The sequence below is a fragment of the Paraburkholderia largidicola genome (genome assembly GCF_013426895.1).
Taxonomy (GTDB): Bacteria; Pseudomonadota; Gammaproteobacteria; order Burkholderiales; family Burkholderiaceae; genus Paraburkholderia; species Paraburkholderia largidicola.
In genome coordinates, this window is the sequence record NZ_AP023174.1 from 516,983 (window position 1) to 542,664 (window position 25,682).

23 protein-coding genes and 1 tRNA gene are annotated in these 25,682 nt (G+C 62.7%); 8 read left to right on the forward strand and 16 right to left on the reverse strand.

Annotated elements, in window-relative coordinates:
- Nucleotides 1-122: 122 nt before the first annotated feature.
- A complete protein-coding gene (gene ribB / locus PPGU16_RS02265; RefSeq protein WP_180721521.1) occupies nucleotides 123-857 on the forward strand; it encodes a 3,4-dihydroxy-2-butanone-4-phosphate synthase in 735 nt (244 codons plus the stop codon).
- Nucleotides 858-1,665: 808 nt separating this feature from the next.
- Here the strand turns inward: ribB and PPGU16_RS02270 are convergent.
- The 3 genes from PPGU16_RS02270 to glpD all read right to left on the reverse strand — a co-directional run bounded on the left by PPGU16_RS02270 (nucleotide 1,666) and on the right by glpD (nucleotide 5,665).
- Nucleotides 1,666-2,352 (reverse strand): HAD family hydrolase, encoded by a 687-nt coding sequence (locus PPGU16_RS02270; protein ID WP_180721522.1) that lies wholly within the window; start codon nucleotides 2,350-2,352, stop codon nucleotides 1,666-1,668.
- Nucleotides 2,353-2,490: 138 nt separating this feature from the next.
- Entirely contained in the window at nucleotides 2,491-3,990 is a 1,500-nt protein-coding gene (gene glpK / locus PPGU16_RS02275; protein WP_180721523.1) for a glycerol kinase GlpK, read from the reverse strand.
- 145 nt (nucleotides 3,991-4,135) lie between these two features.
- Nucleotides 4,136-5,665, reverse strand: coding sequence for a glycerol-3-phosphate dehydrogenase (gene glpD, locus PPGU16_RS02280; RefSeq protein ID WP_180721524.1), 1,530 nt, complete (start codon nucleotides 5,663-5,665; stop codon nucleotides 4,136-4,138).
- Between the two features lie 203 nt (nucleotides 5,666-5,868).
- Between glpD and PPGU16_RS02285 the strand changes: the two genes are divergently transcribed.
- Complete coding sequence (locus tag PPGU16_RS02285) at nucleotides 5,869-6,258, forward strand: hypothetical protein (protein ID WP_180721525.1); 390 nt, start codon at nucleotides 5,869-5,871, stop codon at nucleotides 6,256-6,258.
- Between the two features lie 176 nt (nucleotides 6,259-6,434).
- Here the strand turns inward: PPGU16_RS02285 and PPGU16_RS02290 are convergent, their stop codons facing one another.
- Nucleotides 6,435-6,632 carry a hypothetical protein gene (locus PPGU16_RS02290; RefSeq protein WP_007586164.1) on the reverse strand — a complete coding sequence of 66 codons (198 nt, stop codon included), beginning with the start codon at nucleotides 6,630-6,632 and terminating at the stop codon, nucleotides 6,435-6,437.
- A gap of 380 nt (nucleotides 6,633-7,012) precedes the next feature.
- Complete coding sequence (locus PPGU16_RS02295; protein WP_007586161.1) at nucleotides 7,013-7,792, reverse strand: DeoR/GlpR family DNA-binding transcription regulator; 780 nt, start codon at nucleotides 7,790-7,792, stop codon at nucleotides 7,013-7,015.
- A gap of 426 nt (nucleotides 7,793-8,218) precedes the next feature.
- On the opposite strand from PPGU16_RS02295, the gene PPGU16_RS02300 reads away from it, so the two are divergent.
- Together PPGU16_RS02300 and PPGU16_RS02305 are read left to right on the forward strand one after the other, a co-directional pair.
- Nucleotides 8,219-9,046, forward strand: coding sequence for a ferritin-like domain-containing protein (locus tag PPGU16_RS02300; protein WP_180721526.1), 828 nt, complete (start codon nucleotides 8,219-8,221; stop codon nucleotides 9,044-9,046).
- 130 nt (nucleotides 9,047-9,176) lie between these two features.
- Complete coding sequence (locus tag PPGU16_RS02305) at nucleotides 9,177-9,701, forward strand: hypothetical protein (RefSeq protein ID WP_180721527.1); 525 nt, start codon at nucleotides 9,177-9,179, stop codon at nucleotides 9,699-9,701.
- A gap of 56 nt (nucleotides 9,702-9,757) precedes the next feature.
- On the opposite strand, the gene PPGU16_RS02310 is transcribed toward PPGU16_RS02305, so the two are convergent.
- From PPGU16_RS02310 to PPGU16_RS02325, 4 genes are all read right to left on the reverse strand, one after another.
- Complete coding sequence (locus PPGU16_RS02310; protein ID WP_180721528.1) at nucleotides 9,758-11,290, reverse strand: DEAD/DEAH box helicase; 1,533 nt, start codon at nucleotides 11,288-11,290, stop codon at nucleotides 9,758-9,760.
- Between the two features lie 197 nt (nucleotides 11,291-11,487).
- Entirely contained in the window at nucleotides 11,488-12,108 is a 621-nt protein-coding gene (gene trhA, locus PPGU16_RS02315; RefSeq protein ID WP_180721529.1) for a PAQR family membrane homeostasis protein TrhA, read from the reverse strand.
- Between the two features lie 175 nt (nucleotides 12,109-12,283).
- A complete protein-coding gene (locus tag PPGU16_RS02320) occupies nucleotides 12,284-13,582 on the reverse strand; it encodes a c-type cytochrome (protein ID WP_180721530.1) in 1,299 nt (432 codons plus the stop codon).
- 20 nt (nucleotides 13,583-13,602) lie between these two features.
- Nucleotides 13,603-14,334: a c-type cytochrome gene (locus tag PPGU16_RS02325; protein ID WP_079500062.1), complete on the reverse strand. Its 732-nt coding sequence runs from the start codon at nucleotides 14,332-14,334 to the stop codon at nucleotides 13,603-13,605.
- 454 nt (nucleotides 14,335-14,788) lie between these two features.
- Between PPGU16_RS02325 and copC the strand changes: the two genes are divergently transcribed.
- A complete protein-coding gene (copC, locus tag PPGU16_RS02330; protein WP_180721531.1) occupies nucleotides 14,789-15,166 on the forward strand; it encodes a copper homeostasis periplasmic binding protein CopC in 378 nt (125 codons plus the stop codon).
- Complete coding sequence (locus PPGU16_RS02335; protein WP_180721532.1) at nucleotides 15,163-16,092, forward strand: CopD family protein; 930 nt, start codon at nucleotides 15,163-15,165, stop codon at nucleotides 16,090-16,092. Before copC ends, PPGU16_RS02335 begins: the two co-directional genes overlap by 4 nt.
- A 50-nt stretch (nucleotides 16,093-16,142) precedes the next feature.
- On the opposite strand, the gene PPGU16_RS02340 is transcribed toward PPGU16_RS02335, so the two are convergent.
- Together PPGU16_RS02340 and dgoD are read right to left on the reverse strand one after the other, a co-directional pair.
- Nucleotides 16,143-16,445 (reverse strand): hypothetical protein, encoded by a 303-nt coding sequence (locus PPGU16_RS02340; RefSeq protein ID WP_180721533.1) that lies wholly within the window; start codon nucleotides 16,443-16,445, stop codon nucleotides 16,143-16,145.
- Between the two features lie 294 nt (nucleotides 16,446-16,739).
- Nucleotides 16,740-17,888, reverse strand: a complete 1,149-nt coding sequence (gene dgoD, locus PPGU16_RS02345) for a galactonate dehydratase (protein WP_180721534.1) — start codon at nucleotides 17,886-17,888, stop codon at nucleotides 16,740-16,742.
- Between the two features lie 280 nt (nucleotides 17,889-18,168).
- Between dgoD and PPGU16_RS02350 the strand changes: the two genes are divergently transcribed.
- Nucleotides 18,169-18,846 (forward strand): FadR/GntR family transcriptional regulator, encoded by a 678-nt coding sequence (locus PPGU16_RS02350; RefSeq protein WP_180722525.1) that lies wholly within the window; start codon nucleotides 18,169-18,171, stop codon nucleotides 18,844-18,846.
- 27 nt (nucleotides 18,847-18,873) lie between these two features.
- On the opposite strand, the gene PPGU16_RS02355 is transcribed toward PPGU16_RS02350, so the two are convergent.
- Nucleotides 18,874-20,412 carry a DHA2 family efflux MFS transporter permease subunit gene (locus PPGU16_RS02355; protein WP_180721535.1) on the reverse strand — a complete coding sequence of 513 codons (1,539 nt, stop codon included), beginning with the start codon at nucleotides 20,410-20,412 and terminating at the stop codon, nucleotides 18,874-18,876.
- A gap of 147 nt (nucleotides 20,413-20,559) precedes the next feature.
- Between PPGU16_RS02355 and PPGU16_RS02360 the strand changes: the two genes are divergently transcribed.
- Nucleotides 20,560-21,003 (forward strand): MarR family winged helix-turn-helix transcriptional regulator, encoded by a 444-nt coding sequence (locus tag PPGU16_RS02360; protein WP_180722526.1) that lies wholly within the window; start codon nucleotides 20,560-20,562, stop codon nucleotides 21,001-21,003.
- A gap of 106 nt (nucleotides 21,004-21,109) precedes the next feature.
- Here the strand turns inward: PPGU16_RS02360 and PPGU16_RS02365 are convergent.
- The 4 genes from PPGU16_RS02365 to PPGU16_RS02380 form a co-directional block, all read right to left on the reverse strand.
- Nucleotides 21,110-21,186, reverse strand: a tRNA-Met gene (locus PPGU16_RS02365).
- 89 nt (nucleotides 21,187-21,275) lie between these two features.
- Entirely contained in the window at nucleotides 21,276-22,934 is a 1,659-nt protein-coding gene (locus PPGU16_RS02370; RefSeq protein WP_180721536.1) for an MFS transporter, read from the reverse strand.
- 227 nt (nucleotides 22,935-23,161) lie between these two features.
- The gene (locus PPGU16_RS02375; protein WP_180721537.1) at nucleotides 23,162-24,709 is read right to left on the reverse strand and encodes a sensor histidine kinase; all 1,548 of its coding nucleotides are present in this window, start codon (nucleotides 24,707-24,709) and stop codon (nucleotides 23,162-23,164) included.
- 9 nt (nucleotides 24,710-24,718) lie between these two features.
- A complete protein-coding gene (locus tag PPGU16_RS02380) occupies nucleotides 24,719-25,489 on the reverse strand; it encodes a response regulator transcription factor (RefSeq protein WP_180721538.1) in 771 nt (256 codons plus the stop codon).
- Nucleotides 25,490-25,682: the final 193 nt, after the last annotated feature.

Consider the following 25,682-nt stretch of genomic DNA (forward strand, 5'->3'; position numbering starts at 1 on the left):
GCGGCGCGCGAATGCGTTGTCGATCTGTTGCATGGCAGCCGCTTGCGGCTCACGGGACGCGTTTGTCTGTTTGCAATGCCCTGAAACGTTTTTCGCCCACACTTTTGCGAGGAGCGTTTCACATGTCCGTAGTATCTGCATCTGCTGCATTCGTTTGGCCGGCGCCGTCTGTCGTTGCTGAGGACGCATCCGCCGATCTTCCCCTGCTTGCCACCGAAGCCATTCCGCCGCGCATCGCCGCCGCGCTCGACGCATTGCGCGAGGGCCGTGCCGTCGTCCTTCAGGACGATCACGATCGAGAGAACGAGGCCGATCTCATCATGTCGGCGGAGCGCATGAGCGTCGAGATGATGGCGCTGTTTATCCGCGAGTGCAGTGGCATCGTGTGTCTGTGCCTGACCGACGACAGGGTGCGCGCGCTCGAATTGCCGCCGATGACGGCTCATAACGAGAGTCGCAACACGACGGCGTTCACGGTATCGATCGAAGCGCGCGAAGGTGTGTCGACGGGGGTGTCTGCCGCTGACCGGCTTACGACGATTCGTGCCGCGATTGCCGATGGCGCGAAGCCTGCGGATATTGTGCGTCCGGGTCACGTGTATCCGCTGCGCGCGATGCCGGGTGGCGTGCTGGCGCGACGCGGGCATACGGAAGGGACTGTCGATCTCGTGACGTTGGCGGGGCTGAAGCCCGCTGGGGTTTTGTGCGAGTTGATGAATGCCGATGGCACGATGATGCGAGGGGCTGATGTCGAGCGTTTCGCCGCTCGGCACGATATGCCTATGCTGACTATCGCGGAGCTTGTTGAGTTTCGGCGCGCTATGGTCTTTGCGCGGGAGGCATGTTTAGAGGTTTGATGTTTTTTTGATGTCTGCGACGCTGGGGTGGTTTGCTTTGTGTTTGCGCTGGCATCCGCGTTATGCCTTGGTGCTTCAAGCGTTGCCCCTGTGCGGGGCGGCACCTACTTTTCTTTGCCGCCGCAAAGAAAAGTAGGCAAAAGAAAGCGGCTCACACCGCCAGTTTTAGTATTTGCCTGAGGGCCCCCAAAGGGTCTTACGCTTCACACGGCAACCACGTTACCCACGTCCGTTGCCAGCGCTCTTGCCGTGCGCCTCACCCGCTTCACGCTCCCGCATTCCAGCATGCCGCGCCAGCTTTTCCACCGCCGCCTAGGTGGCAAACTATGTGTAGGCCCGAGTACTCCACACGCCTCACTTCGGACCGATAGCGCATGCGTTCCACACGGTAAGGGCGCCACCCTATACGACGCGACAACCTACACACAGTTTGCCACCTGGGCGGCGCAAACCATTCGCTGCCGCTGGCCCAAGTGCGGGCATTTGAAGTGGGTGAGGCGCTCATTCGAAGCGTTGGCAGCGCACGCGAACAGAAATGCTGCTGTGTGAAGCATGGGGACGTTGGGGGCCCGTGGATAGGAACACGTGCTGGCGGTGTGAGCCGCTTTCTTTTGCCTACTTTTCTTTGCGGCGGCAAAGAAAAGTAGGTGCCGCCCCGCACAGGGGCGACGCCTGAAGCACGCTAACAAAACGCGGATGCCAGCGCCAAGGCCAAGAAAACAAGCAGCTTGCGCAGCAAAAATCGCATCGCGGATGCCAGCGAAAACACAGGCAAACCACCCAGACGTCGCAGACAACAAAACCGCCGCTACGACTGCACGCCTCCAAACTCCCCCCGCAAACCCGCCTGAACAATTGAAGGCAACTCCTCCATATGCTGCATGATCCGCGTGATCCCCATATTCCGCAGCACATCGGCATAGCCATCAGGAATATGACTAGCCCCAACAAACGCAATCGTCATCATCCCAGCCGCGCGCGCCGCATTCAGCCCAGCGACGCTGTCTTCAACCACAATGCACCGCGACGGCTCGACGCCTAACTGCTCCGCAGCAAACAGATACACATCGGGATAAGGCTTCGGCCGCGCGACCTGCTCAGCGCTAAACACCCGCGGTCCAAAAATTTCCGCCAACCCGGCGCGCCGCACGGACGCGCTCACACGCGTCATCCGGCTGTTCGACACGACAGCAGCAGGCAACGACACGCGCAACAACGCATCACGCACGCCACTGATGGCGGACAACGACGATGCAAGCTCCGCTTCGACATTGGCCTCGACCGTCTGCAAAAAGTCAGCGGGCAACTCGATATCGAATGCCGCTTCAACGCTCTCCAGGAACCGCGAAGTCTGCTGACCAAATGCGGTCTTGCAGATTTCGTGGAAATCGAGCGCGGGAAAAGTGGCGGCGAGCGTGTCGTGCATCACGCGGTCGGCGATGACTTCGCTGTCGACGAGCACGCCGTCGCAGTCGCAAATGAGATGATCGATCATGCGGAAAATGGAACGAAAGCGCAGCCCGCTAGAGCAAGACGCAAGCACCGCAGCGGGCTGAAAGCGACATGATACGTGCATTGCGGCCCGGCGCGCCGGATGGGTCGCGTGAGACGCCACGCACGGACGTGCGGCAACTCAAGGCGTGTCGGCCCACGCCTTCGCTGCGCGAATCGCGCGCTGCCAGCCGTCGAGACAGGCCTTCGCCTGATCGGCCGGCATCGACGGAGAAAAGCGGTGTTCCAGCTTCCACTGGCTCTGCAATTCGTCGATGTCCTTCCAGTAGCCCGTCGCGAGCCCCGCGAGATACGCGGCCCCGAGCGCCGTCGTTTCACTGACCTGCGGACGTACGGCATCCACGCCAAGTATGTCGGCCTGAAACTGCATCAACAGATTATTCGCGCATGCGCCGCCATCCACACGCAGTTCGTCGATATGAATGCCCGAGTCGGCTTCCATCGCCTTGAGCACGTCGACGGATTGGTACGCGATCGAATCGAGCGCCGCGCGCGCAATGTGCGCGGACGTCGTGCCACGCGTGACGCCGAACAGCGTGCCGCGAGCGCGCGCATTCCAGTGCGGCGCGCCGAGCCCGGCGAATGCGGGCACGAGATACACGCCGTCGCAATGTTCGACGCCGCGCGCGAGCGCCTCAATTTCCGACGCGCTGCGGATGATGCCGAGACCATCGCGCAACCACTGCACGACAGCACCCGCAATGAAGATGCTGCCTTCGAGCGCATAGTTGACCTGATCGCCGATCTGCCAGGCAATCGTCGTCACGAGATTGTTCTTCGACTCGATCGGCTTCGTGCCCGTGTTCATCACGAGAAAGCAGCCGGTGCCGTAGGTGTTCTTCACCATGCCCGAGCGCGTGCACATCTGGCCGAACAGCGCGGCGTGCTGGTCGCCCGCGATGCCCGCAAGCGGAATCTTCGACGCGAACACGGTCGTCTTGGTCGGCCCATACACTTCCGACGACGGACGCACTTCCGGCAGCATGCTGCGCGGAATGTCGAGCGCGTCGAGCAGTTCGTCGTCCCATTGCAGCGTGTGAATGTTGAAGAGCATCGTGCGCGACGCGTTGGTCACGTCGGTGATGTGCAACTCGTGCTTGGTGAAATTCCACACCAGCCAGCTGTCGACCGTGCCGAACGCGAGCTTGCCTTGTCGCGCCTTTTCCCGCGCGCCGTCGACGTTGTCCAGAATCCAGCGGATCTTGGTTGCGGAGAAGTACGAATCGATCGGCAAGCCGGTCTTCGCGCGGAATGTCTGTTCGAGACCTTGCGCTTTCAGCTGGTCGCAGAAGTCGGCTGTGCGCCGGTCCTGCCAGACGATTGCGTTGTAGATCGGATGGCCCGTTTCGCGATCCCAGACGATCGTCGTCTCGCGCTGGTTCGTGATACCGATCGCGGCAATCGACGTGCCGTTCAGGCCAGCATGCGTGACGGCTTCGGCTGCGACGCCCGCCTGCGTCGCCCAGATTTCCTGCGGATCGTGCTCGACCCAGCCCGGATGCGGATAGATCTGATGAAACTCCTTCTGCGCGACCGAGACGACATTGCCCTTGCGATCGAACAGCATCGCGCGCGAACTCGTGGTGCCCTGGTCTAGCGCCAGGATGTACTGATCCTGCATCGTCTCTTCTCCATGCGTTTTTTTGTCGGACCGGCGCGGCGGCGCGCTCAGGTCACGCGAAATAAAGTGCCTGCGCGGATTGTTGCACGCGTGGCGGCGCGGCGGAATCGCCGCGCGTTGCCGCATGCCCGCGTGCGCGCGGCTGTCAGGCGTGCTGCTTCGTGGTCGCGCGGGCGAACCACGCGTCGATGTCGCGCGTGACGCTTTCGAGCGTGCCGGGCTCGACATGCAGGCCGAGTTTCGAACGGCGCCACAGCACGTCGCGCGCCGTCGTCGCCCATTCGGTTTCGCGCAGATAGCGCAGTTCCGCTTCATACAGCCCGGGCGCGAACTGCTGACCCAGGTCGGCGAGCGAGCGTGCCGCGCCGATCACACGTTCGGCACGTGTGCCATAAGCCCGCGCATAGCGGCGCGCGAGCGCGGCCGGCAGCCATGCATGCTGCTGCGCGAATTGCGACGCGAAGCGCTCGAAGTCCGCATGTGCGATATCGCCGCCCGGCAACGGCGCGCCCGCCGTCCAGGTCGGCTTGTCGTGCTGCAACACGCGCGCGAGATCGTCGACGGCCTCTTCCGCGAGCTTGCGAAACGTCGTGATCTTGCCGCCGAACACCGACAGCAACGGTGCTTCGCCCGTCGGCGCGTCGAGTTCGAGTTTGTAGTCACGCGTGACGGCGGACGGATTGTCCGCGTTCTCGTCCTCCAGCAGCGGGCGCACGCCGGAGTACGTCCAGTAAACATCGCGCGGCGCGATGTGCTGCTTGAAGTAACGGTTGATCGAGTCGCACAGGTACTGTGTTTCAGACGGCTCGATCGCGACTTTCGACGGATCGCCGTTGTATTCGAGGTCCGTCGTGCCGATCAGCGTGAAGTCGCGCTCGTACGGGATCGCGAAAATGATGCGTTTGTCCGGGTTCTGGAAGATGTACGCGTGATCGTGCTCGAACAGGCGGCGCGTGACGATGTGGCTGCCTTTCACGAGGCGCACGCTGTAGTTCGCTTCACGCGCGAGCGGGCCGCGCAGCAGTTCGCCAACCCACGGGCCGGCGGCGTTCGCGATCGAACGCGCGCGCACTGTCAAAGTGGAGCCGTCCGCGCGCAGCAGTTGCGCATGCCATTCGCCATTCGCGCGCGTCGCGGCGGTGAGCTTCGTGCGCGTCAGAATGGTCGCGCCACGCTCTTGCGCGTCGAGCGCGTTCAGGACGACCAGACGCGCGTCGTCGACCCAGCCGTCCGAATAGACGAAGCCGCGTTTGATCGAGTCGATCAGCGGCTTGCCCGCCGGATGCTTGCGCATGTCGATACCGCGCGAGCCGGGCAGCAGTTCGCGGCGGGCGAGGTGATCGTAGAGAAAGAGCCCGGCACGGATCAGCCAGGCGGGCCGCAGATCGGGCATATGCGGCATCACGAAGCGCAGCGGCCACATGATGTGCGGCGCGGCGCGCAACAGCGTCTCGCGTTCCTGCAGCGCCTTGCGCACGAGCCCAAACTCGCGGTATTCCAGATAGCGCAGGCCGCCGTGAATCAGCTTGGTGCTGGCCGACGACGTATGCGCAGCCAGATCGTCCTGTTCGCACAGCAGCACGGACAGGCCACGGCCCGCTGCGTCGCGCGCGATGCCCGCGCCGTTGATCCCGCCGCCGACGACGAGCAGGTCGTAAATGGAGTCTTGCGTCACCCGGAATGCCCCTGACGGAGGAAATAGTAGGGTTGATGTAAAGTCGTAATGTTCGTTTTCGAAACTTTAATGAACATATTCGAAAAAGTAAAGTTCGACTTGCCTTGGATTGGTGCGCGATTCTGCGCGCCGGTGGCACGTTTTCCGCGCGCAGACGATACTTCCAGCAACGAGCCGGATGGCGGCGATACGAGGTGAATTTCATGCGTGGACTCTGGAAGACGGGCGCGGCGGCGCTGTCGATCGCGGTCGTGCTGGCGGGATGCGTCAGCACGCCGAGCCTGAACGGAACGCTGGGCGCGCCGTCGTTCGCGGATCTGCAGGCGATGTGCGGGAGCCAGCCGGCCGACTACGGCAGCGACGCGCAATCGGTCTACGTGACGCTGTTCGACGCCTATGTGGCTAACCGGCGCGGCGGGTTGTCGAAGGCGGACTACTGCGCGTTCCAGACGGCGCTGGCGCAGCGCTACGCGGCGCAGGGCGCGAGCACGGACCCGCAGGCGCGCCGTCAGTGGGTAGAGTTCTTCAATGCGCAGCGCGTGAAGGCGCTGAGCTGGCGCGCAGCCGTCGATCCGACGCTGCGCAGCGGCTGAGGCGCGCGGGCGCGTCGTCGTTTAACGATGGGCGGCCCAAGCCTGAAAACATAAAGACGGCCAGGCGGGCAAGCCGCGTGACCGTCCAGGCGTCCGTATGCTCGCGTGTCCATTGCGAACACGCCGACGGCCGCAGTGATATGACTGGCAAGCGCGTTAGATTCGCTCGATTGCCGTCAGGAAAAGCGCTTGATCGCGCGAAGAGCCGTATCGCCCGATTCCGTGATGCGCCATTGTTGCAAGCCCGACGCGAGTCTTTCGAGCTCTACGAGCTGCCGTTCGAGCAGTGCGTCGAGTTCTTCGCGTTCCATATCGACCTGGTTAGGGGCGTCCTTGACGAGCAACAACGTGGCGAATTCATGCGGACTCAGCATCGTTTCTCTCCATGTCAAGCGTAGTCGGGTGGCCTTTGCGCCTTGCCGACGGCCCTGCCGGCAGACGGAGGATCCCGCGGGCGGCGAACCCGTGGATCAGGCCTGAAGTTGTGCTTGCTTCACCCCATGTCCAGTGCATTCCGCTCGGTCCAGGGACGTTTAAGGACGTTGGGGAACTGGAGTGTAGTCAATGGCGGCCGGAAGTCCAAATCGGCCCCCGTAAATTTTCCCGTTGACAGCACCGCCTGTGAGAGGCGGTCTACTGGCCACGGCAAATCCTTGATTTCACTGGAGGTTTTGCGTGCGGTGCAGCATGGCGGAAACGGACTTGCGACACCGCCGGCCTGCCTCAGGCAAAGCGGCGAGGCCGCAGCCGACGGTCACTCGGCAATATAGACCTGGGTGCCCGCGTTAGTGAGCGTTTCCGTCATGTCGGGCGGCGGCGGGGCGTCGGTGAAGAGGGAGTCGATCTGGTTCAGATGGCCTTGGCGCACGAGCGCCGGGCGGCCGAATTTCGAATGGTCGGCGGCGAGGAAGACGGTGCGCGAATGTTCGATGATCGCCTCCGCGACGCGCACCTCGCGTGTGTCGAAATCGCGCAGCGTGCCGTCCGTTTCGATGCTCGACGTGCCGATGATCGCGAAGTCGACCTTGAACTGGCGAATGAAGTCGATAGTCAGTTCGCCGACGATACCCTTGTCCCACGGACGCACGATCCCGCCCGTCACCAGCACCTCGCAATCCGGGTAGCCGCTCATCATGCTCGCGACGTTCAGGTTATTCGTGATCACGCGCAGCCCGCGGTGCCGGTTCAGCGCGCGCGCGACTTCTTCCGTCGTCGTGCCGAGATTGATGAAGAGGGACGCCTGATCGGGAATATGCGTGGCGACCAGCGCCGCGATGCGCCGCTTCTCGTCATGAAACATGCGCTGCCGCGCGCTGTACGAGACGTTCTCCGAACTGGTTGGCAGACTCGCACCGCCGTGATAGCGGCGCAGCAGATTCATGTCGGCGAGCCAGTTGACGTCGCGGCGAATCGTCTGCGGCGTCACGTCGAAATGCGCAGCCAGATCGTCGACCGTCACGAAGCCGTCGCGTTGCACCCACTCCAGCAGTTCCTGTTGACGTGCGTTAAGCGTGAGGCGGGGGTCTCGTGTCATGATGTTTTTGTGAGCGCCGCACCTGAAGCGGGCGAAGGTTGGCTTGGCCGTATTGTAAGACCTTCGTTGTGTTCGTCGTCGTTGGTTTGTGTTCGGATTTTTTCGATCGCCTGAACGCCGGTCGAAAGGAAGCGTAAGGCGACTGTGCGATGCCGCTTTGTCTTGCGGTTTCGCGCTCGCCAAGGTGTTCGAATCATCCGGCAGACAGTCTTTTGTGCATTCGCACGATCAATCAAGGTTTGGGCGGAACTGCGTCGATCCGGCATGGTCTCTGCTGTGTTGTCTGCGAATTTGCAGAGCAGCGTCTAAGATGAAGATAAAAATTCAATGTTGCAAGGCACTGTAGGCGTCGAGGGCGGCGGTCGAACCGGGATAGGCGCGGTTCAGCCCGCGCACGAGGCGCTACGGTTTTCGGAGTGAACTTTTATGCACAACGAGGCTGTTCACGTGATGCCCTGGCGCATCGAAGACATCGATCTCAATCGTATCGACCGTCAACGCGCGGTCGCCAATGAAGACCTGTTGTTGCTGCTGTGCGCCGCCTCGTTTATCGAAAGCGGTACGGATCTTTACACGAGCAATCTGAGCAGGTTCTTCAATGGCGATCCCGAGGTGTCGGCGTGGCTCAACAACGAGTGGGAGCCCGAAGAGATGCAGCACGGCCGCGCGCTGAAGGCGTACATCGCGCATGTCTGGCCTGAGTTCGATTGGGACACGGCGTTCCGCAACTTCTTCGAGGAGTATTCGAAGACCTGCAACATGGAAGACTTCGAGAAGACGCGCGCGCTGGAGATGGTCGCGCGCTGCGTCGTCGAGACGGGAACGGCTACGCTGTATCGGGCGATCGGCGTGTGTTCGGACGAGCCCGTGCTGAAGGAAATCACCGACAACATCCGCACCGACGAAGTCCGTCACTACAAGCACTTTTTCAAGTACTTCAAGAAGTACAACAAAATCGAGGGCAATGGCCGGCTCGCCGTGCTCGGCGCGTTGATGCGGCGCGTGATGGAGATCAAGAACGAAGACTCGGAGATCGCACTGCGTCACGTGTTCGCGATCCGCTATCCCGAGCGCGTCAACGATCCCGTGTATAACCGCGACAAGGCAGCGCGCGTGAACAAGCTCGTGCGGCATAACCTGTCGGCCGATATGTGTGTGAAGATGCTGCTCAAGCCGCTCGATTTGCCGGCGAAAATTCAGCCAGGCGTCCATTACCCGCTCGCGAAGATCACGCAGCACGTCTTTTTCCGCTGAGCGTCGCGGCGCGCGGTTACGGCGTAGAAAGCCTGGACCGCTGACGCATGAATGGCCCGCTCTTCAGGCGGGCCATTTTCATTTGCGCCGGATGCCGCGCGCGCGCGTACCTACGACGGAGGAATCACTCATGACCGCATCCGCGGAGCAAAACCGCGCACTTGATCAACAGATTTTCGACGAATGGCCTGCTGAATTACGCGCGTTATTCGATGGCTCGGCGCTCGCATCGAAGGTGGGTTTTACGGCATCGCTGTTGACCGTCGACGAAAGCGGTGCGCATTTGCGTACGTCGCTGCTCGGCATCGGAGAACTCTATGCGCCTGACTCGCGCACGCTATGCGTCGCGCTGTGGCCGCAGTCGCGCGCCGCGCAGGCGATCGCGCGCAGCGGACGTGCCGCGCTGACGTTCGTATTCGATGAGGCGTTCTACCAGATTCAACTCGCGCTCGCGCCGTTGAGCGCGGATGCTGCGGGCCTGGCGTGCTTCGCGGGATCGATCGAATCCGGCGAAGCGCATCGCGTGCGCTATGCGCGCCTGACGGCGGGCATCACGTTCGACCTGGAAGAGGGGAGAGATGCGGTGCTCGAGCGCTGGACGCAGCAGATCGAGTACCTGAAGAAAGCCGCCGGCGGCGCGGCGGCTGGGAGGTAGTAGTCGGACAGGCGTGAGACGCCCGCAATGGGAATGCGGAGCGTCTCTGCGTTGCCTCAGTTACCGCGCTGACCGCCGCGCGGCGCGCCGGAGCGCGGCTTGCCGCCGCCACCGAGCAATGCACCCGGATTGCTGCCGTGCGGCTTGCGCGGTGCGTGCGGAGCACGCGCGTTGCCTTCATGCGCGACAGCGCGCGGCTTCTCCTGATGGCGTGCGCCATCGGTGCGCGCCTGCGCGGGCTTCGAACCTTGCGGCTTGGCTTGCTGCTTCGGCTTGTCGCCCGAAGCGCGTTGGCCGCCGCGCGCCGCGCCATTGTTCGCGTTGGCCGAGCCTTCGCGCGTTTGCTGCCCCTGAGCTTGCCGTTGACCTTGACCTTGGCCCTGGCGCGGTTGACGGCCGCCACCGCCGCCGCCCTGGCCGCGGCGCAGGATCGGCTCGGGCCGCGCATTCGGATCCGGCTCGAAGCCCGCGATCACTTCCTGCGGCACGGCGCGCTTGATCAGCTTCTCGATGTCCTTCAGCAACTGAAGCTCATCGACGCACACCAGCGATACCGCCTCGCCCGTCGCGCCGGCGCGGCCCGTTCGGCCGATACGGTGCACGTAGTCTTCCGGCACGTTCGGCAGATCGAAGTTGACCACGTGCGGCAACTGATCGATATCGATGCCGCGCGCGGCGATGTCGGTGGCGACGAGCACCTGCAGCGTGTTGTTCTTGAACTCGGCCAGCGCGCGCGTGCGGGCCGACTGGCTCTTGTTGCCGTGAATCGCGAGCGCGCTGATGCCGTCCTTCGTCAGCTGTTCGGCCAGACGGTTCGCGCCATGCTTCGTGCGCGTGAACACGAGCACCTGAAACCAGTTGTGCTGCTTGATCAGATGCGTGAGCATCTCGCGCTTGCGATCGCGGTCGACAGGGTGAATCTTCTGCGCGACCGTTTCGGCCGTCGTGTTGCGGCGTGCGACTTCGATCAGTGCGGGCGAATCGAGCAGGTTGTCGGCGAGCGCCTTGATTTCGTCCGAGAAGGTGGCCGAGAACAGCAGGTTCTGGCGCTTCGGCGGCAGCTTGGCGAGCACGCGCTTGATGTCGTGGATGAAGCCCATGTCGAGCATGCGGTCGGCTTCGTCGAGCACGAGAATCTCGAGATGCGACAGGTCGATGGTCTTCTGCTGCATGTGATCGAGCAGACGCCCAGGCGTCGCAACGACGATATCGACGCCGCGCCGCAACGCGTCGATTTGCGGGTTGATGCCGACGCCGCCGAACATCACGGTCGACTTAAGCTTCAGATACTTGCCGTACGCGCGCACGCTTTCCTCGACCTGCGCGGCGAGTTCGCGGGTCGGCGTAAGGATCAGCGCGCGAATGACGCGCTTGCCGCCCGGCGCGGGCGGCATGGTGAGAAGACGTTGCAGGATGGGCAGCGTGAAGCCGGCCGTCTTGCCCGTGCCCGTCTGGGCACCGGCCAACAGATCGCCGCCGTTGAGGACGGCGGGAATGGCTTGCTGCTGGATCGGAGTCGGCGATGTGTAGCCGAGTTCATTGACTGCGCGGACCAGCTGTTCGGACAAGCCGAGGGAATCAAAAGACATAAAAACTCTTTGCAATGCAATTGTGCAAACGGTGTCGAACGCGGCCAGAAGGCGCGTTCGCGGGCGATTCGCATGATCGCTCGCCCGACACTCACCGTTCACGGAGAAATCGGCGGCACGCGAAATGCGTGCCGAATTGCTCGACGAGCTATGCAGACACGTCGACTGGCATTAAGTTGCATCCGCCGTCATGCGCCTCATGCGACATAACGCGCGACGCTGACGAACTGACACAGACTGCCGGCGAGTACGAACAGGTGCCAGATGCCATGTCCGTGCCGGATGCGCTCGTCGTTGATGAAGAAGTAGATGCCTGCGCTATAGATGATTCCGCCAGCCAGCAGCCAGGCCGTGCCTGCGGCCGGCAATGCAGTGACCAACGGACGGACGGCAACGAGCGCGAGCCATCCCATCAGCACATACAGCACCATCGATACGCTGCGGGTGCGTCGCCCGAGCGTCAATTCCTGCACGATCCCGAGCGCGGCCAACCCCCAGCTTACGCCAAATAGCGACCAGCCCCATGGACCACGCAATGTGACCAGTGTGAACGGCGTATAGCTGCCCGCGATCAGCAGATAAATTGCAGAGTGATCGCACTTCTGCAAGATAGCCTTCAGACGCGGACTACGCACGCTGTGATACATCGTCGAGATGCCGTACAGCACGCAGAGCATCGCGCCATAGACGCTGAAGCTCACGACCTTGTACGCATCGCCGTCGAGCGCGCCCATTGTCACGAGCGTCGCCAGCCCCGCCACCGACAGTACGGCGCCGATGAGGTGAGTGATGCTGTTTAGACGCTCCCCGACTTGCACGGCCCTTCCTCCTGCATGATGCCCATCTCATCCGACCACCAACACGGGACCAACGTTATACGCCCGATAGGCCGGATGTCTTCGACGTCGATCAACTGCGAAACCACGCTCCTGAAAAAAGCGAAGGGCGCGGCCGCGATTATCGCAGGCCGCGCCCTGAACCTTCAGACGACGCTTAGTCGAGCGGCGCCGAACGCAGATCGGACACTTGTTGCGGCGACACAGCCGTGCCGTGGTTACCCCACGACTGGCGGATGTACGTCACAACGGCTGCCACTTCCTGATTCGACAGCGCTTGCGCAAACGGCGGCATGCCATACGGCTTCGGATTGCCACCCGTGCTCGGCGGATAACCGCCGTTCAACACCATGCGGATCGGGTTCACGGCCGACGGCATCTGGATCGACGGATTGTTCGCGAGCGGCGGGAACGACGGCGGCATACCGAGACCGTTCTCCGCGTGGCACTTCGCGCAGTTGTCAGCGTAGATCTTCTGGCCTTGCTTCAACAGTTCGCTGCCGAACTGTTGCGACGTCTCCAGTTGCAGATGCTCGGGCGCTTCGTCCTTCTGCGGAATGGTCTTCAGGTACGTCGACATCGCGTGGACGTCTTCGTCCGACATGTACTGCAGGCTGTTGTGAACCACTTCAGCCATCGGACCGAACACGGCGCCCCGTTGCGACACGCCCGTCTTCAGCAGATCGGAAATGTCCTTGATGTCCCAGTCGCCGAGGCCGGCTTCCTTGTTCGACGTCAGCGAAGGCGCATACCAGTTCTGCAGCGGGATCAGACCGCCCGCGAACGCAGCCGAGTTGACCGGGCCGCCCATCGCGTTGATCGACGTGTGGCACATGCCGCAGTGGCCGAGGCCTTCGATCAGATACGCGCCGCGGTTCCATTCCACCGACTTGGTCGGGTCCGCCTTGTACTCGCCTTCACGGAAGAACAACGTGCGCCAGCCGATCAGCAGGTTCCGGTTGTTGAACGGGAACTTCAGTTCGTGCGGACGGCTCGGCACCGCGACGGGCGGGACCGAACGCAGGTAGGCGTAGATCGCGTCCGCGTCGGCACGCGAGACCTTCGTGTAGCTCGTGAACGGGAAGGCCGGATAGAGCAGGCTGCCGTCCTTCGAGCGGCCCGTGTGCATCGCGCGATAAAAGTCGTCCTGCGACCACTTGCCGATGCCGTACTGATCGTCAGGTGTGATGTTCGGCGTGAACAGCGTGCCGAACGGCGTCGCCATAGGCAGGCCGCCGGCGAATTCCTTGCCGCCGCGCACCGTGTGGCAGGCGATACAGTCGCCAGCGCGAGCGAGGTATTCGCCCTTCTTGATCAATGCAGCCTGGTCTGCCGGTGTGGCTGCGACGGCGGTGCCGTTATGCAGATAGTCGCTGCCCGACCACAGGACGGGAACGAGCGCGGCAGCCGCTACGACGACGACAGCCGAAAGCGCGAACAAGGACTTGCGTTTCATTGTTTGTCTCTCCCGGTGCCTTATTGCGGTTCGCTGCCGCAGGCAAGCGGAGTCTTCAACGATTTGGCGGGTGCCGGCACGGGGTTCTGCGGCGCCTGCTGCGTGGACAGCCACGCGGCGACTGCGTTCACGTCGGCGTCCGTCAGACGCGTGGCGATCGTGTGCATGCAGTCAGGCTCGATGGCGTGACGCGAACCCGAACGCCATGCGCCCAGCTGCGCGCTGATGTAGTCCATGTGCAGGCCGACCAGACCCGGGATAGCCGGTTCCATGCCCGTCAGCAACTTGCCGTGGCACGCGGCGCAAGCGGGGATCTGCCTCGACGCGTCGCCGTTCAGCACGATTTCCTTGCCGCGCGCGAGCACGGAGTCCGCGACCGTCGGTTTCGACGGCGTCGGATACGGCGGACGCTGCTGCGAGAAGTACGTTGCAATGTCGTGAAGGTAGTCGTCCGAGAGATACGTGACGAGGTAGTTCATCGGCGGGTACTTGCGCCGGCCTTCACGGAAGTTCTTCAACTGGTTGTACAGGTACTCGGCCGGCTTGCCGGCGAGACGCGGAAAATAGTCGTTGTCCGTACCCTGACCTTTCGAACCGTGACACGCCGTGCAGCCTTGCACGCGCGCTTCCATCGTGTCCGGAGCTTTAGGCTGGGTTTGCGCTTGTACAGCGCCAGATACGCCTGCACACCCGATCAGCAACAGGGCGAGCAGCGGTCGAAAAATGCGTCTTGAAGACACGCGTAACTCCATCATTATCGGGGGCCTGGCCGAACTTCGAACGGATCGGTGTGTGCAGCGCGATGAATGCGGCGGACGGTGCGCAGCGACCTCGCATTCTATCATCGATGGGTAATGGTGACTATTTGCCACATGCGACGAACTTCATGCCTGACGCGCCCGAGCGACACGCTCAATGCGACAAGTTGACGCAATCCGCCGTCATCTTTCGCGTTCCTGGCCTGCCTCCGTTCAGTGCCGGCCTGGCGGTAGCGCTTCCAACTCATTTAAGATTGCGCATTTTGCATCGACGGCTGTTGTCGCTTTGTTGCCTCTCGATGTTCCAGTTTTGAGCGAATTCGTGTAGGGCGCTTTGCTTCGGACCTGGGCGTCGCCGCCGTTGAACTCCCGGTTGAACTGACAGGCCCGCAAAACATCGAAGCGTACTATCCGGACCGTCCCCGCCTTTTCCATCTACCGCCAGCCTATGACCTTCTCCTTGTTTTCTCGCTTGACGCTTCGCTGGCTTGCGGCGTGCGGCGTGTCGCTCGCCTTCGCGTCGACCGCCTTTGCCCACGCGACGCCCACGTCGCGCGATCCCGCGCCGGACACTGAAGTCGCCGCGCCTTCCGCCGTGACGATCCGCTTCAGCGAGCCGCTCGAGCCGGCGTTCAGCAAGCTCGCGCTCGTCGATGCCAACGACAGACCGGTTGCGTCGGCAGCCTCGCAGGTCGATCCGCAGGACACGAAGACGATGCATCTCGCGCTGCAACCGCTCGCGCCTGGCCGCTACACGGTGCAATGGACGGCGGTTGCCGAAGACGGACATCGGACGAAGGGCAGCTACGCCTTCAGCGTCAAATGAGAGTCGACGGATTGTGGATCGGGCAGGTCGCGATGGCCGCGCTCATGAACGTCGCGTTTGCGTTTGCCGTCGGTTCGGCATTGCTCAGCGCGTGGCTCGTCAACGATGCCCAGGCGAAGATCGCGCCCGCGCGTCCCGCATGGTTGCGCGCGCAGCGGTCGATGCAGGCGTCCGCGATCGTGCTGGTGCTGGCCGATCTCGGCTGGCTGCTCTATCAGGCGGCCGAGATGGCGGGCGTGCGCTTGCCGGAAGCATTCAGCGTCGTGCCGACGATGCTGTCGCAAACGCACGTCGGCTTCGGCTGGAGTGTCGCGTTTGCCGGTGCGCTCGTGCTGGTGCTCGTGTCGTTCGCACGGCAGACCAATGTGTTGCGCAATGCGCTGCTGTGGCTTGCCGTGATCGCGATTGCGGGCGGCAAGGCGACGCTCGGTCACGCAGCGGATGCGGGCGTGGCGTCGGCGGCTATCGGCATGCACACGCTGCATGTGCTCACGACGTCCGTGTGGGGCGGCCTCGTGCTCGCGGCGGGGTTCTCGGTGTTGCCCGCGCTAGGCACGTCGATCGCGCGTGGCGTGCTGATCCGCACGGCGACGCAGTTGTCGAATGTGTCGCTCGTTGCTGTCGCGTTCGTCCTGCTCTCGGGCGTGTTCAACGCGGCGCGCGGCTCGGGCAATTCGTTCCTCGCAATCGAAATGAGCACATGGGGACACGTGTTGATGCTGAAGCTCGCGCTGGTTGCGCTGGCGCTGGTGCTTGGCGGATTGAACCGTTTCTCGGCGTTGCCGCGCCTGCGTCGCACGGCGTCGACGATGGACGCGCATACGTTCACCAATCTGCTGTACCTCGAAGCGCTCGCGATGCTCGGCATCTTCGCGGCCGCCGCTGTGCTGTCGCACAGCGTTCCGGGTTTCGCGGCGCTCGGCTGAGCGCGATCAGGCTGGTCTCGTCGGTCATGCCGGTCGCCGGCTGCAAGCGGTCATTCGTAACCGAGCTTGTGGCCGACGACGGGCGCGAAGAACAGACCGATCACGCAGCCCGCCACCTTGCCTTCGAGTTCCGCCGCCGCCACGTGTGAACTCGTCATGTGCGTGAGCAGATCCAGCAGCTGCGGCAAGCAATAGATACATGCCGCAGCGATGAAACACTGCTCGACCGTCGAGATGCGCCAGCCGCGCTGAAACGCGAGGATCGCGCCAATCACGCGCAGCACGCCGAATACGACCAGCGCGCCTACAGCGGCCTGTTCGCGGATCAGATAGTCGGGAAGGAATTCGCCCATGACAGCCCCCTTTGTTCGAATGGTTGTTTGCGTACCATTCAGCAAGGAGTGGGCCAAGCGTTGCGGTGCCCCCGTGCACCGGGCTGAAACGCTTGTCCGGCAAGGGTTTGCGCGGTGAGCGTCGACGGCAGGAGAACCGCGAAAAAGCCTCACGCGCCAACTGTGTAACGTTACTGATACGCCGCGCGCGCGGCGTGCCGCCGTAACGTCTTCGACACGGCTATGGGTTGTCAGATGACAAACGCCGCCCGAAGGCGGCGTTTGTGTTTCATGCGCGAGACCGTGACTCGCTGCTTACCACTCGGCGACGCTGCCGTCCGCATGACGCCACACCGGATTGCGCCAGCGATGGCCGACCTTCGCCATTTCGCGCACCTTCTCCTCGTTCACTTCGATGCCGAGACCCGGGCCTTGCGGGATCGACACGAAGCCGTCTTCGTATTTGAAGACTTCCGGGTTCTTGATGTAGTCGAGCAGATCGTTGCCCTGGTTGTAGTGGATGCCGAGGCTCTGTTCCTGGATGAACGCGTTGTAGCTGACGGCGTCGATCTGCAGACAGGTCGCGAGCGCGATCGGGCCGAGCGGGCAGTGCAGCGCGAGCGCGACGTCATACGCTTCCGCCATCGACGCGATCTTGCGGCACTCCGTAATGCCGCCCGCGTGCGATGCGTCCGGCTGGATGATGTCGACGTAACCGCCCGCGAGAATGTGCTTGAAGTCCCAGCGCGAATACAGACGCTCACCGAGCGCGATCGGCGTGCTGGTCTGGTTGACGATGTCGCGCAGCGCCTCGACGTTTTCCGACAGCACCGGCTCTTCGATGAACATCAGCTTGAACGGATCGAGTTCCTTCGCGAGCACCTTGGCCATCGGCTTGTGGACGCGGCCGTGGAAGTCCACGCCGATGCCGACGTTCGGGCCGACCGCTTCGCGCACGGCCGCGACGTTATTGATGACGCCTTGCACCTTGTCGAACGTGTCGATGATCTGCAACTCTTCGGAGCCGTTCATCTTCACGGCCTTGAAGCCGCGATCGACGACAGCGCGCGCATTGTTCGCGACGTCGCTAGGACGGTCACCGCCGATCCACGAATAGACCTTGATGCGGTCGCGCACCTGGCCGCCGAGCAGCGTATGCACGGGCACGCCGTGGAACTTGCCCTTGATATCCCACAGCGCCTGATCGACGCCGGCGATTGCGCTCATCGAGATCGGGCCGCCGCGATAGAAGCCGGCGCGGTACATCACTTGCCAGTGATCTTCGATGTTGCGCGGGTCCTTGCCGATCAGGTAGTCAGAGAGTTCGTCGACGGCGGCCGCGACGGTATGCGCGCGGCCTTCGACGACCGGCTCGCCCCAGCCGACGATGCCCTCGTCGGTCTCGATCTTCACGAAGCACCAGCGCGGCGGAACGATAAATGTCTCGATTTTGGTGATCTTCATGGCGGGAGCGTCTCCTTTGCTTGCAAAGCCGATTGCAGTTGATGGCCGCGGCACGCCTGTTCGTACCGCGTGTGGGCGTCGGCGGCGCGGCAGTTGAGGAGCCACATCCTACAACAAAATCGCCTTTAAATACTATTAATAGTATTATTTCGTGAAAGGTTTTGTCCGGTGACGATGGGTTTCGCCGACGCGATCACCGATAATCGCGGGCGGTCCGCGTTAGCGCATCGCGCGGTGCTGGACAACAGATCAACCCACAATCAGCGTCAGGAGAACCGACATTCAGCGAGATCTGCACGGCCGCGTGGCGTATCTGCTCGGCACAGCCATCCTGCGCGGCGACTACGCGCCCGAATCCATCCTGCCGCGCGAAGCGGAGTTGATGGAGACGTTCGGCGTCAGCCGCACGGTGTTGCGCGAAGCGTTGCGCACGTTGACGTCGAAAGGGCTGATCGAATCGCGACCGCGCGTGGGAACGCGCGTGCGTCCCAAGCCCGCGTGGAATCTGCTGGATGTGGATGTGCTCGACTGGTATTCGCGCGTGGCACCCGCGATGGATTTCGCGCTCAAGCTGCAGGAAATGCGCGAGATGATCGAGCCGTACGCGGCTGCGCTCGCCGCCGCATCGCACAGCGACGCGACGTTCGGCGCGCTGGATGCCGCGCATTCGGCGATGGTCTCGGCGCGCAATGTCGACGAATGGGTGCGCGCCGATCTGCAATTCCATCTGAGCGTGCTTACCGCGTGCAGCAACGAACTGCTGATACCGCTCGGCACACTGATCGAGCGTACGCTGGAAGCGCAACTGCGGTTGAACGCAAAACGCGCCGACGTGTTCAACGCGTCGCTGGCCGAGCATACGGCCGTGTTCGAAGCGATCCGCGATCGCGATGCGCCGCGCGCGCGTCACGCGATGGCGTCGTTGCTCGGCGTGACGCGCGGGCGGATCGAGGGCTGATTCGAGGCAGGCTGAAACGCGTGCGGCTCAATCCATCGCCGCATGCGCGACCGATTCGTCGGGCACTTTGCGCGAGGGGCGTATCAGCAGCACGAGCGGGATCACGGCCAGCGTCGCGACGAACATCAGCTTGAAGTCGTTGAGATAGGCGATCATCGCGGCCTGCTGGGTGATCGACACATCGAGCACGGCCATGTCCATGCGCGAACCCGTCGCGAGGATCGGCGCAACGACAGGATTGAACGCCGTCACGTTCGCGGCAAGATCCGAATGCGAGACCTGCGTGTTGCGCGTGAGCATCGTCTGCACGATCGAAATGCCGATACTGCTGCCGATATTGCGCATCAGGCTATACGTGGCGGTGCCGTCGGCGCGCAACACGGGCGTCAGCGTCGAGAAGGTCAGCGCGCTCAGCGGCACGAACACGAGACCGAGGCCGAAGCCCTGAATCACGCCCGGCCACACGATATCCGACTCCGACAGCACGATCGTGTATTGCATCATCTGCCAGAGCGCGAATGCCGATACGACGAAGCCCGCAAGCAGCATCAGGCGCGCGTCGATATGTTTGAGCAGGCGTCCCGCGAACAGCATCGCGATCATCGTCCCCGCGCCGCTAGGCGCTGTCACGAGACCCGTCGTCGCGACGGGATAGTTCATCAGGTTCTGCAGCATCGGCGGGAGCAGCGCGCGCGTCGCGTACATCACCGCGCCGATGATGAAGATGAAAAACGTGCCCGTCGCGAAGTTGCGGTCTTTCAGCAATTCGTACTTGAAGAACGACGTCTTGCCGACGGTCGCGGTATGCGCGATGAAGAACGCGAAACTGATCGACGCGATCAGTGCTTCGATCACGATCTCATGCGAGCCGAACCAGTCGAGCTGTTCGCCGCGGTCGAGCATCGCCTGCAACGCGCCGATCGCGAGGCCGAGCGTCGCGAAGCCGAACGCGTCGAACTTCGCGTCGTGCTTCGGTTCGCGTGTCGGAAGGAAGGTCAGTATGCCGAATAGCGCGAACGCGCCGATTGGCACGTTGATGAAGAATACCCAGCGCCAGTTGTAGCTGTCGGTGAGCCAGCCGCCGAGCGTCGGTCCGAGAATCGGGCCGACCATCACGCCCATGCCCCACACGGCCATCGCCTGGCCCTGCTTGTCGCGCGGATTGATGTCGAGCAGGATCGATTGCGACAGCGGCACGAGCGACGCGCCGAAGATGCCCTGCAACAGCCGTGACGCGACGATCTGCGTCAGCGTCTCGGACAGCCCGCACAACGCCGATGCGATCGTGAAGCCGCCCACGGCGAACATCAGCAGACGCTTGACGCTGAGCCGGTCGGACAGCCATCCGGTCAGCGGCGTCGCGATCGCGGCAGCCACGATGTACGACGTGAGCACCCACGTGATTTCATCTTGCGATGCCGACAGCGTGCCCTGCATATGCGGGAGCGCGACGTTGGCGATGGTGCTGTCGAGTGTCTGCATCAACGTCGCGAGCATGATCGCGATCGTGATCATCGGACGGTTCAGCTCGACGGCGGGTTTTGCTGCCGGCGAATCGGAGGCCATGAGGCGGGGTCTTTAAAATAGTAAGCATGCTTAGTATATCGGCCGATACTTCTTATGCATACGCTGAGTTTCCCGGAGTCGTCGTGCGTCGGGCGTTTTGTGGGCTTCGAGAAATTGGCGCTGCGCGCGTCTTCGTATAATCGCGCGATGAAAACCCATTTCGACGAGCGCTTCGGCTTTCTCATTTCGGATGTCGGCCGGCTGGTCGGCAAGCGGTTCGACGACCTCGCGCGGCTGTCGATCGATCTGACGCGCGCGCAGTGTCGGGCGCTCGCCTATCTGTCGTTCTACGGCGATATCAACCAGGCGAGGCTCGCGGATTTGCTGGAGGTCGCGCCCATTTCCGCCGGCCGGTTGCTGGACCGGATGGAGGAGGGCGGCTGGATCGAGCGCTTAGGCAATCCGCGCGACCGGCGCGAGAAGCAGATCCGGATAACGGAGAAGGCGGAAAGGACGCTCGATGAAGCCAAGCGGGTCGGCGATCAGGTCGCGGCCGAAGGGCTGAGTGGCTTGACCGAGGAAGAAACGAAGCAGCTGATTTCGTTGCTGCAGAAGGTGCGGGGGAATTTGACGAGGATCGTCGATAAGTGAGGCGGGTACGTTCGACTGGATCGCTTGCGCGAACCTCGAATTTTCCTGGCTGAGCTGGAAATGAAAAAGCCGCTGTTTCGTGAGAAACAGCGGCTTTTTTTGAAGCTGGTGGCGAATCAGGGATTCGAACCCCGGACCTGCGGATTATGATTCCGTCGCTCTAACCGACTGAGCTAATTCGCCGAAAGAAGCGAGATTATGAAGATGCCGGCGGGGGCTGTCAACCCCCGCGCGACAACTTTTTGCGAGAACTCCGGTTACCTACGCCGCGCTCAATCCTGAGCGTAGATATTGGAGTCTTTGGTCTCCCGCACGAAAAGCAGACCGATCACGAAGGTGGCCAGCGCGATGATGATCGGATACCACAGCCCCGAGTAGATATTGCCCTTCGCCGCGACGATCGCGAACGCCGTCGCTGGCAGGAAGCCGCCGAACCACCCATTGCCTATGTGATACGGCAGTGACATCGACGTGTACCGGATCCTCGTTGGGAACATTTCGACCAGCATCGCCGCAATTGGCCCATACACCATCGTCACGTAGATCACGAGGATGGTCAGGATCACGACGGTCATCGGCCAGTTGATCTGCGATGGATCGGCCTTTGGCGGATAGCCGGCCGCCTTCAGGGCGGTGCCCAGGTTCTTGTCGAACGCCTTGCCCGCGTCCTTGGCGTCGGCGGCCTTGCCGTCATAGGTATCGATGGTCGTGTCGCCAACCTTGATCTGTGCCAGCGTGCCGGCCGGCGCCGCCACGTTGTCGTAGTTCAGACCGGCTTTCGACAGCGCGCCTTTCGCGATATCGCAGGAACTCGTGAACTTCGACGTGCCGACCGGGTTGAACTGGAACGAGCATTCGTCCGGATTGGCGATCACGACGATGGGCGACTTCTGCGTCGCGGCTTCGAGCGCCGGGTTCGCATAGTGCGTCAGCGCCTTGAACAGCGGGAAGTACGTCAGCGCCGCGATCAGGCAACCCGCCATGATGATCGGCTTGCGGCCAATCCGGTCGGACAGCGAACCGAAGAACAGGAAGAACGGCGTGCCGATCAACAGTGCGATCGCGATCAAGATGTTCGCGCTAGCGCCATCGACCTTCAGCGTCTGCGTCAGGAAGAACAGCGCATAGAACTGGCCTGTGTACCAGACAACTGCCTGGCCAGCCGTCACGCCGATCAGAGCCAGAATGACGATCTTCAGATTCTTCCATTGGCCGAACGCTTCAGACAGAGGAGCCTTCGACGTCTTGCCTTCAGCCTTGATGCGTTCGAAAGCCGGCGACTCGTGCAGTTGCATCCGGATCCACACCGAGATGCCCAGAAGCACCAGCGATGCGACGAACGGAATGCGCCAGCCCCATGCGCCGAATGCGTCTTCGCCCATTGCCGTGCGCACGCCGAGAATCACGAGCAGCGACAGGAACAGGCCGAGCGTTGCCGTCGTCTGGATCCACGCCGTGTAGAAGCCGCGACGGTTGGCGGGTGCGTGTTCCGCGACGTAGGTCGCGGCGCCGCCGTACTCGCCACCGAGGGCGAGACCCTGCAGCAGGCGCATCGCGATGAAGATCACCGGCGACGCCATGCCGATCGCTGCATAGCCCGGCAGGAAGCCGACCACGCAGGTGGACAGGCCCATGATCACGATCGTGATCAGGAACGTGTACTTGCGCCCGACCATATCGCCGAGCCGCCCGAACACCAGCGCGCCGAACGGACGCACCGCGAAACCGGCCGCGAAGCCGAGGAGGGTGAAGATGAACGCGGCTGTCGGATTGACGCCAGAGAAAAAGCTCTTGCTGATGAAGGCCGCCAGCGAGCCGGCCAGATAAAAGTCGTACCACTCGAAAACCGTGCCCAACGATGACGCGAAGATTACCCGTTTCTCTTCTTTCGTCATCGGCGCGTGCGAGATTTGCCCGCTTACGGTAGCCATATGTCGTCTCCAGTATTGATATCAGTCGCGGCGCGCCTGGTCGGGCGTGTCCGTGTAGCGATTATTGGAGTGGAAACTTACGGCGTTCTGACTCGGGAAGGGTTTGTTTGAGAGCGACGAAATTGATGGAAAATCGGTCTTAATGTCACAACGTCCGCGATTGCACCCTGTATCGCGGCGAAATCGACGAAATTTGATTGCTGACTAAAATGGACAAAACTGACGGATTAGGGTAAGTCCCGTGCACGATCCAGCATGTTTAAGCTGACACGAACGAGCGTTCCCGCAAGGCGTGGCGACGTCTGATAGACATTGTCTTCGATGGTGAGCGTGCCGCCGTGCACCGTCGCGATCTCGCGGACGATCGCGAGACCCAGACCGCTGCCGTCGCCTTCACGCCCGAGAATCCGGTAGAAGCGCTCGACCACGCGTTCGCGCTCGGCAGCCGGAATGCCCATGCCCGTGTCCTCCACTTCCAGATGAGCCATGTGGGCAGCGTCGTCGCGCCGTACCCGCACGGTGATCCGTCCGCCAGCGGGTGTGTAGCGGATCGCGTTGTCGATCAGGTTCGACAGCATCTCGCGCAGCATCACGGGGTTGCCTTCCACTTCAATCGCTTCTTCGGGCGTCTCCGGGCCTTCGTAGCCGAGGTCCATCTGCTTCGCGAGCGCCGGCTGGACCCAGTCGCGCACGGCGCTGCGGGCAACGTCGCCAATCTCGACGGGCGTGAAGATCTGGCCGGACATGCGGTTCTCCGCGCGCGCGAGCGCGAGCAGTTGCGTGACGAGCCGCGCGGCGTGCTCCGAACTCGTCGCGATCTGTTCGAGCGAGCGATGCACTTCCGCCGACGCATCCTGCCGCAGCGCCAGCTCGGCTTGCGTGCGCAAGCCCGCGAGCGGTGTTTTCATCTGATGCGCGGCGTCGGCGATGAAGCGCTTTTGCAGTTCCATGTTCTGTTCTAGACGCGTCAGCAGATCGTTGAACGACGTGACGAGCGGCTCGATTTCCGGCGGCGCGCGGCGTGCTTCGAGCGGCGACAGATCGTCGGGGCGCCGCGCGCGGATATGCGCCTGCAGCGCGTGCAGCGGCGCAAGACCGCGCGACAGGCCGAACCAGACGAGCAGGATCGCGAGCGGGAGGATCACGAACTGCGGCAGGATCACGCCCTTGATGATGTCGTTGGCGAGCGCGCTGCGTTTGTCGAGCGTTTCGGCCACCTGCACGAGCACGGGCTGCGCGCCCGGCGTCTGCGGAAACTCGACGGTCGTGTAGGCGACGCGGATGTCGTTGCCGCGCACCATGTCGTCGCGAAACTCGACGATGCCCGGCTGCGGCCGGTCTTCCTCGCGCGGCAGCGGCATGTCGCGGTCGCCTGCCACCAGCTCGCCGCGCGTGCCGAGCACCTGATAGAACACGCTATCTATATTGTCGGCGCGGAGAAAGTCACGCGTCGAATCGGGCAGCGTCAGCTCGGCGATGCCGTTGACGGGATGAATCTGCCGCGCGAGCACATAGGCGTCGGTTTCGAGCGCGCGATCGAACGGCCCGTTCGCAATCGACTTCGCGACCAGATATGTGACGGCCAGGCTCATCGGCCATAGCAGCAGCAACGGCGCGAGCATCCAGTCCAGGATCTCGCCGAACAGCGAACGCGGACGCGCCTCGGCAGCCGCCTCGGTTTCATCGGGCGGCGCGAAAGGATTCGCGTAGCGCGCGTCGCGGACTTCATCGAGATCCGCCGCGTGCGCCGTGGCGCGCGGTGCGCGGACGGACATGGAACGCCTTTACTTGAAGTAGTGGCTTGCGGGCATGGCAGCGGGCGCGTCAGAAGGCTCGGACTGCTGCGCCGGCGTCTGGGGCGCAGCCTGACTTCCCGTTTGCGCGGCCGGCGCGGCCTTCTCAAGACAGTAACCCAGCCCGCGCACAGTGATGATGCGCACGCCGCTCGGTTCGATCTTCTTGCGCAGCCGGTGCACGTAGACCTCGATCGCGTTGTTGCTGACCTCTTCGCCCCATTCGCACAGGTGATCGACCAGCTGTTCCTTCGACACCAGCCGCCCGATCCGCTGCAACAGGACTTCGAGCAATCCTAGCTCACGCGCGGACAGATCGATAACCTGCTCATTGGCATAGGCAATCCGGCCGACCTGATCGAACGACAGCGAGCCGTGCCTGACGACGGTCGGGCCGCCGCCCGCGCCGCGCCGCGTGAGCGCACGCACGCGCGCTTCGAGTTCGTTCAGCGCGAAGGGCTTGGCCATGTAATCGTCGGCGCCCAGATCGAGGCCTTTTACGCGCTCGTCGACGCTGTCGGCTGCCGTCAGGATCAGCACGGGTACGTTCGAATTGCGCGCGCGCAAACGCCGCAGCACTTCGAGGCCGGACATTTTCGGCAGGCCCAGATCGAGGATGACGAGGTCGAAAGTCTGCATCGACAGCGCGGTATCCGCTTCGGCTCCCGTCTTCACATGGTCAACGGCGTATGCCGATTGGCGGAGTGATCGGACGAGACCGTCCGCGAGTATGCTGTCGTCTTCGGCAATGAGAATTCGCATGATGCGCCCTGCCCGGCCGGCACCGGGGCGCTCCGGCGCACAGCGTCTCCGAAAAATTTTTGTCGGTAGTCGGTGTTGTCCGATTGCACATGTGGACGTCCGCATGCGAATCGGGCTTGCCAAGACTACTGTTTTTTTATACAGTGTCTGCGTTTAGCGTGCTGGTTGGTCGAACCGGGTTCACAACGGCCTG

Coding starts and splice junctions, on each gene's coding strand:
- copC (WP_180721531.1), top strand. CDS start 14,789: ATGACCTTCTCCTTGTTTTCTCGCTTGACGCTTCGCTGGCTTGCGGCG.
- PPGU16_RS02310 (WP_180721528.1), bottom strand. CDS start 11,290: ATGTCTTTTGATTCCCTCGGCTTGTCCGAACAGCTGGTCCGCGCAGTC.
- PPGU16_RS02360 (WP_180722526.1), top strand. CDS start 20,560: ATGAAAACCCATTTCGACGAGCGCTTCGGCTTTCTCATTTCGGATGTC.
- PPGU16_RS02335 (WP_180721532.1), top strand. CDS start 15,163: ATGAGAGTCGACGGATTGTGGATCGGGCAGGTCGCGATGGCCGCGCTC.
- PPGU16_RS02370 (WP_180721536.1), bottom strand. CDS start 22,934: ATGGCTACCGTAAGCGGGCAAATCTCGCACGCGCCGATGACGAAAGAA.
- PPGU16_RS02295 (WP_007586161.1), bottom strand. CDS start 7,792: ATGACACGAGACCCCCGCCTCACGCTTAACGCACGTCAACAGGAACTG.
- PPGU16_RS02305 (WP_180721527.1), top strand. CDS start 9,177: ATGACCGCATCCGCGGAGCAAAACCGCGCACTTGATCAACAGATTTTC.
- PPGU16_RS02355 (WP_180721535.1), bottom strand. CDS start 20,412: ATGGCCTCCGATTCGCCGGCAGCAAAACCCGCCGTCGAGCTGAACCGT.
- PPGU16_RS02270 (WP_180721522.1), bottom strand. CDS start 2,352: ATGATCGATCATCTCATTTGCGACTGCGACGGCGTGCTCGTCGACAGC.
- PPGU16_RS02375 (WP_180721537.1), bottom strand. CDS start 24,709: ATGTCCGTCCGCGCACCGCGCGCCACGGCGCACGCGGCGGATCTCGAT.
- PPGU16_RS02285 (WP_180721525.1), top strand. CDS start 5,869: ATGCGTGGACTCTGGAAGACGGGCGCGGCGGCGCTGTCGATCGCGGTC.
- PPGU16_RS02300 (WP_180721526.1), top strand. CDS start 8,219: ATGCACAACGAGGCTGTTCACGTGATGCCCTGGCGCATCGAAGACATC.
- PPGU16_RS02325 (WP_079500062.1), bottom strand. CDS start 14,334: ATGGAGTTACGCGTGTCTTCAAGACGCATTTTTCGACCGCTGCTCGCC.
- PPGU16_RS02320 (WP_180721530.1), bottom strand. CDS start 13,582: ATGAAACGCAAGTCCTTGTTCGCGCTTTCGGCTGTCGTCGTCGTAGCG.
- PPGU16_RS02290 (WP_007586164.1), bottom strand. CDS start 6,632: ATGCTGAGTCCGCATGAATTCGCCACGTTGTTGCTCGTCAAGGACGCC.
- dgoD (WP_180721534.1), bottom strand. CDS start 17,888: ATGAAGATCACCAAAATCGAGACATTTATCGTTCCGCCGCGCTGGTGC.
- PPGU16_RS02340 (WP_180721533.1), bottom strand. CDS start 16,445: ATGGGCGAATTCCTTCCCGACTATCTGATCCGCGAACAGGCCGCTGTA.
- ribB (WP_180721521.1), top strand. CDS start 123: ATGTCCGTAGTATCTGCATCTGCTGCATTCGTTTGGCCGGCGCCGTCT.
- PPGU16_RS02380 (WP_180721538.1), bottom strand. CDS start 25,489: ATGCGAATTCTCATTGCCGAAGACGACAGCATACTCGCGGACGGTCTC.
- glpK (WP_180721523.1), bottom strand. CDS start 3,990: ATGCAGGATCAGTACATCCTGGCGCTAGACCAGGGCACCACGAGTTCG.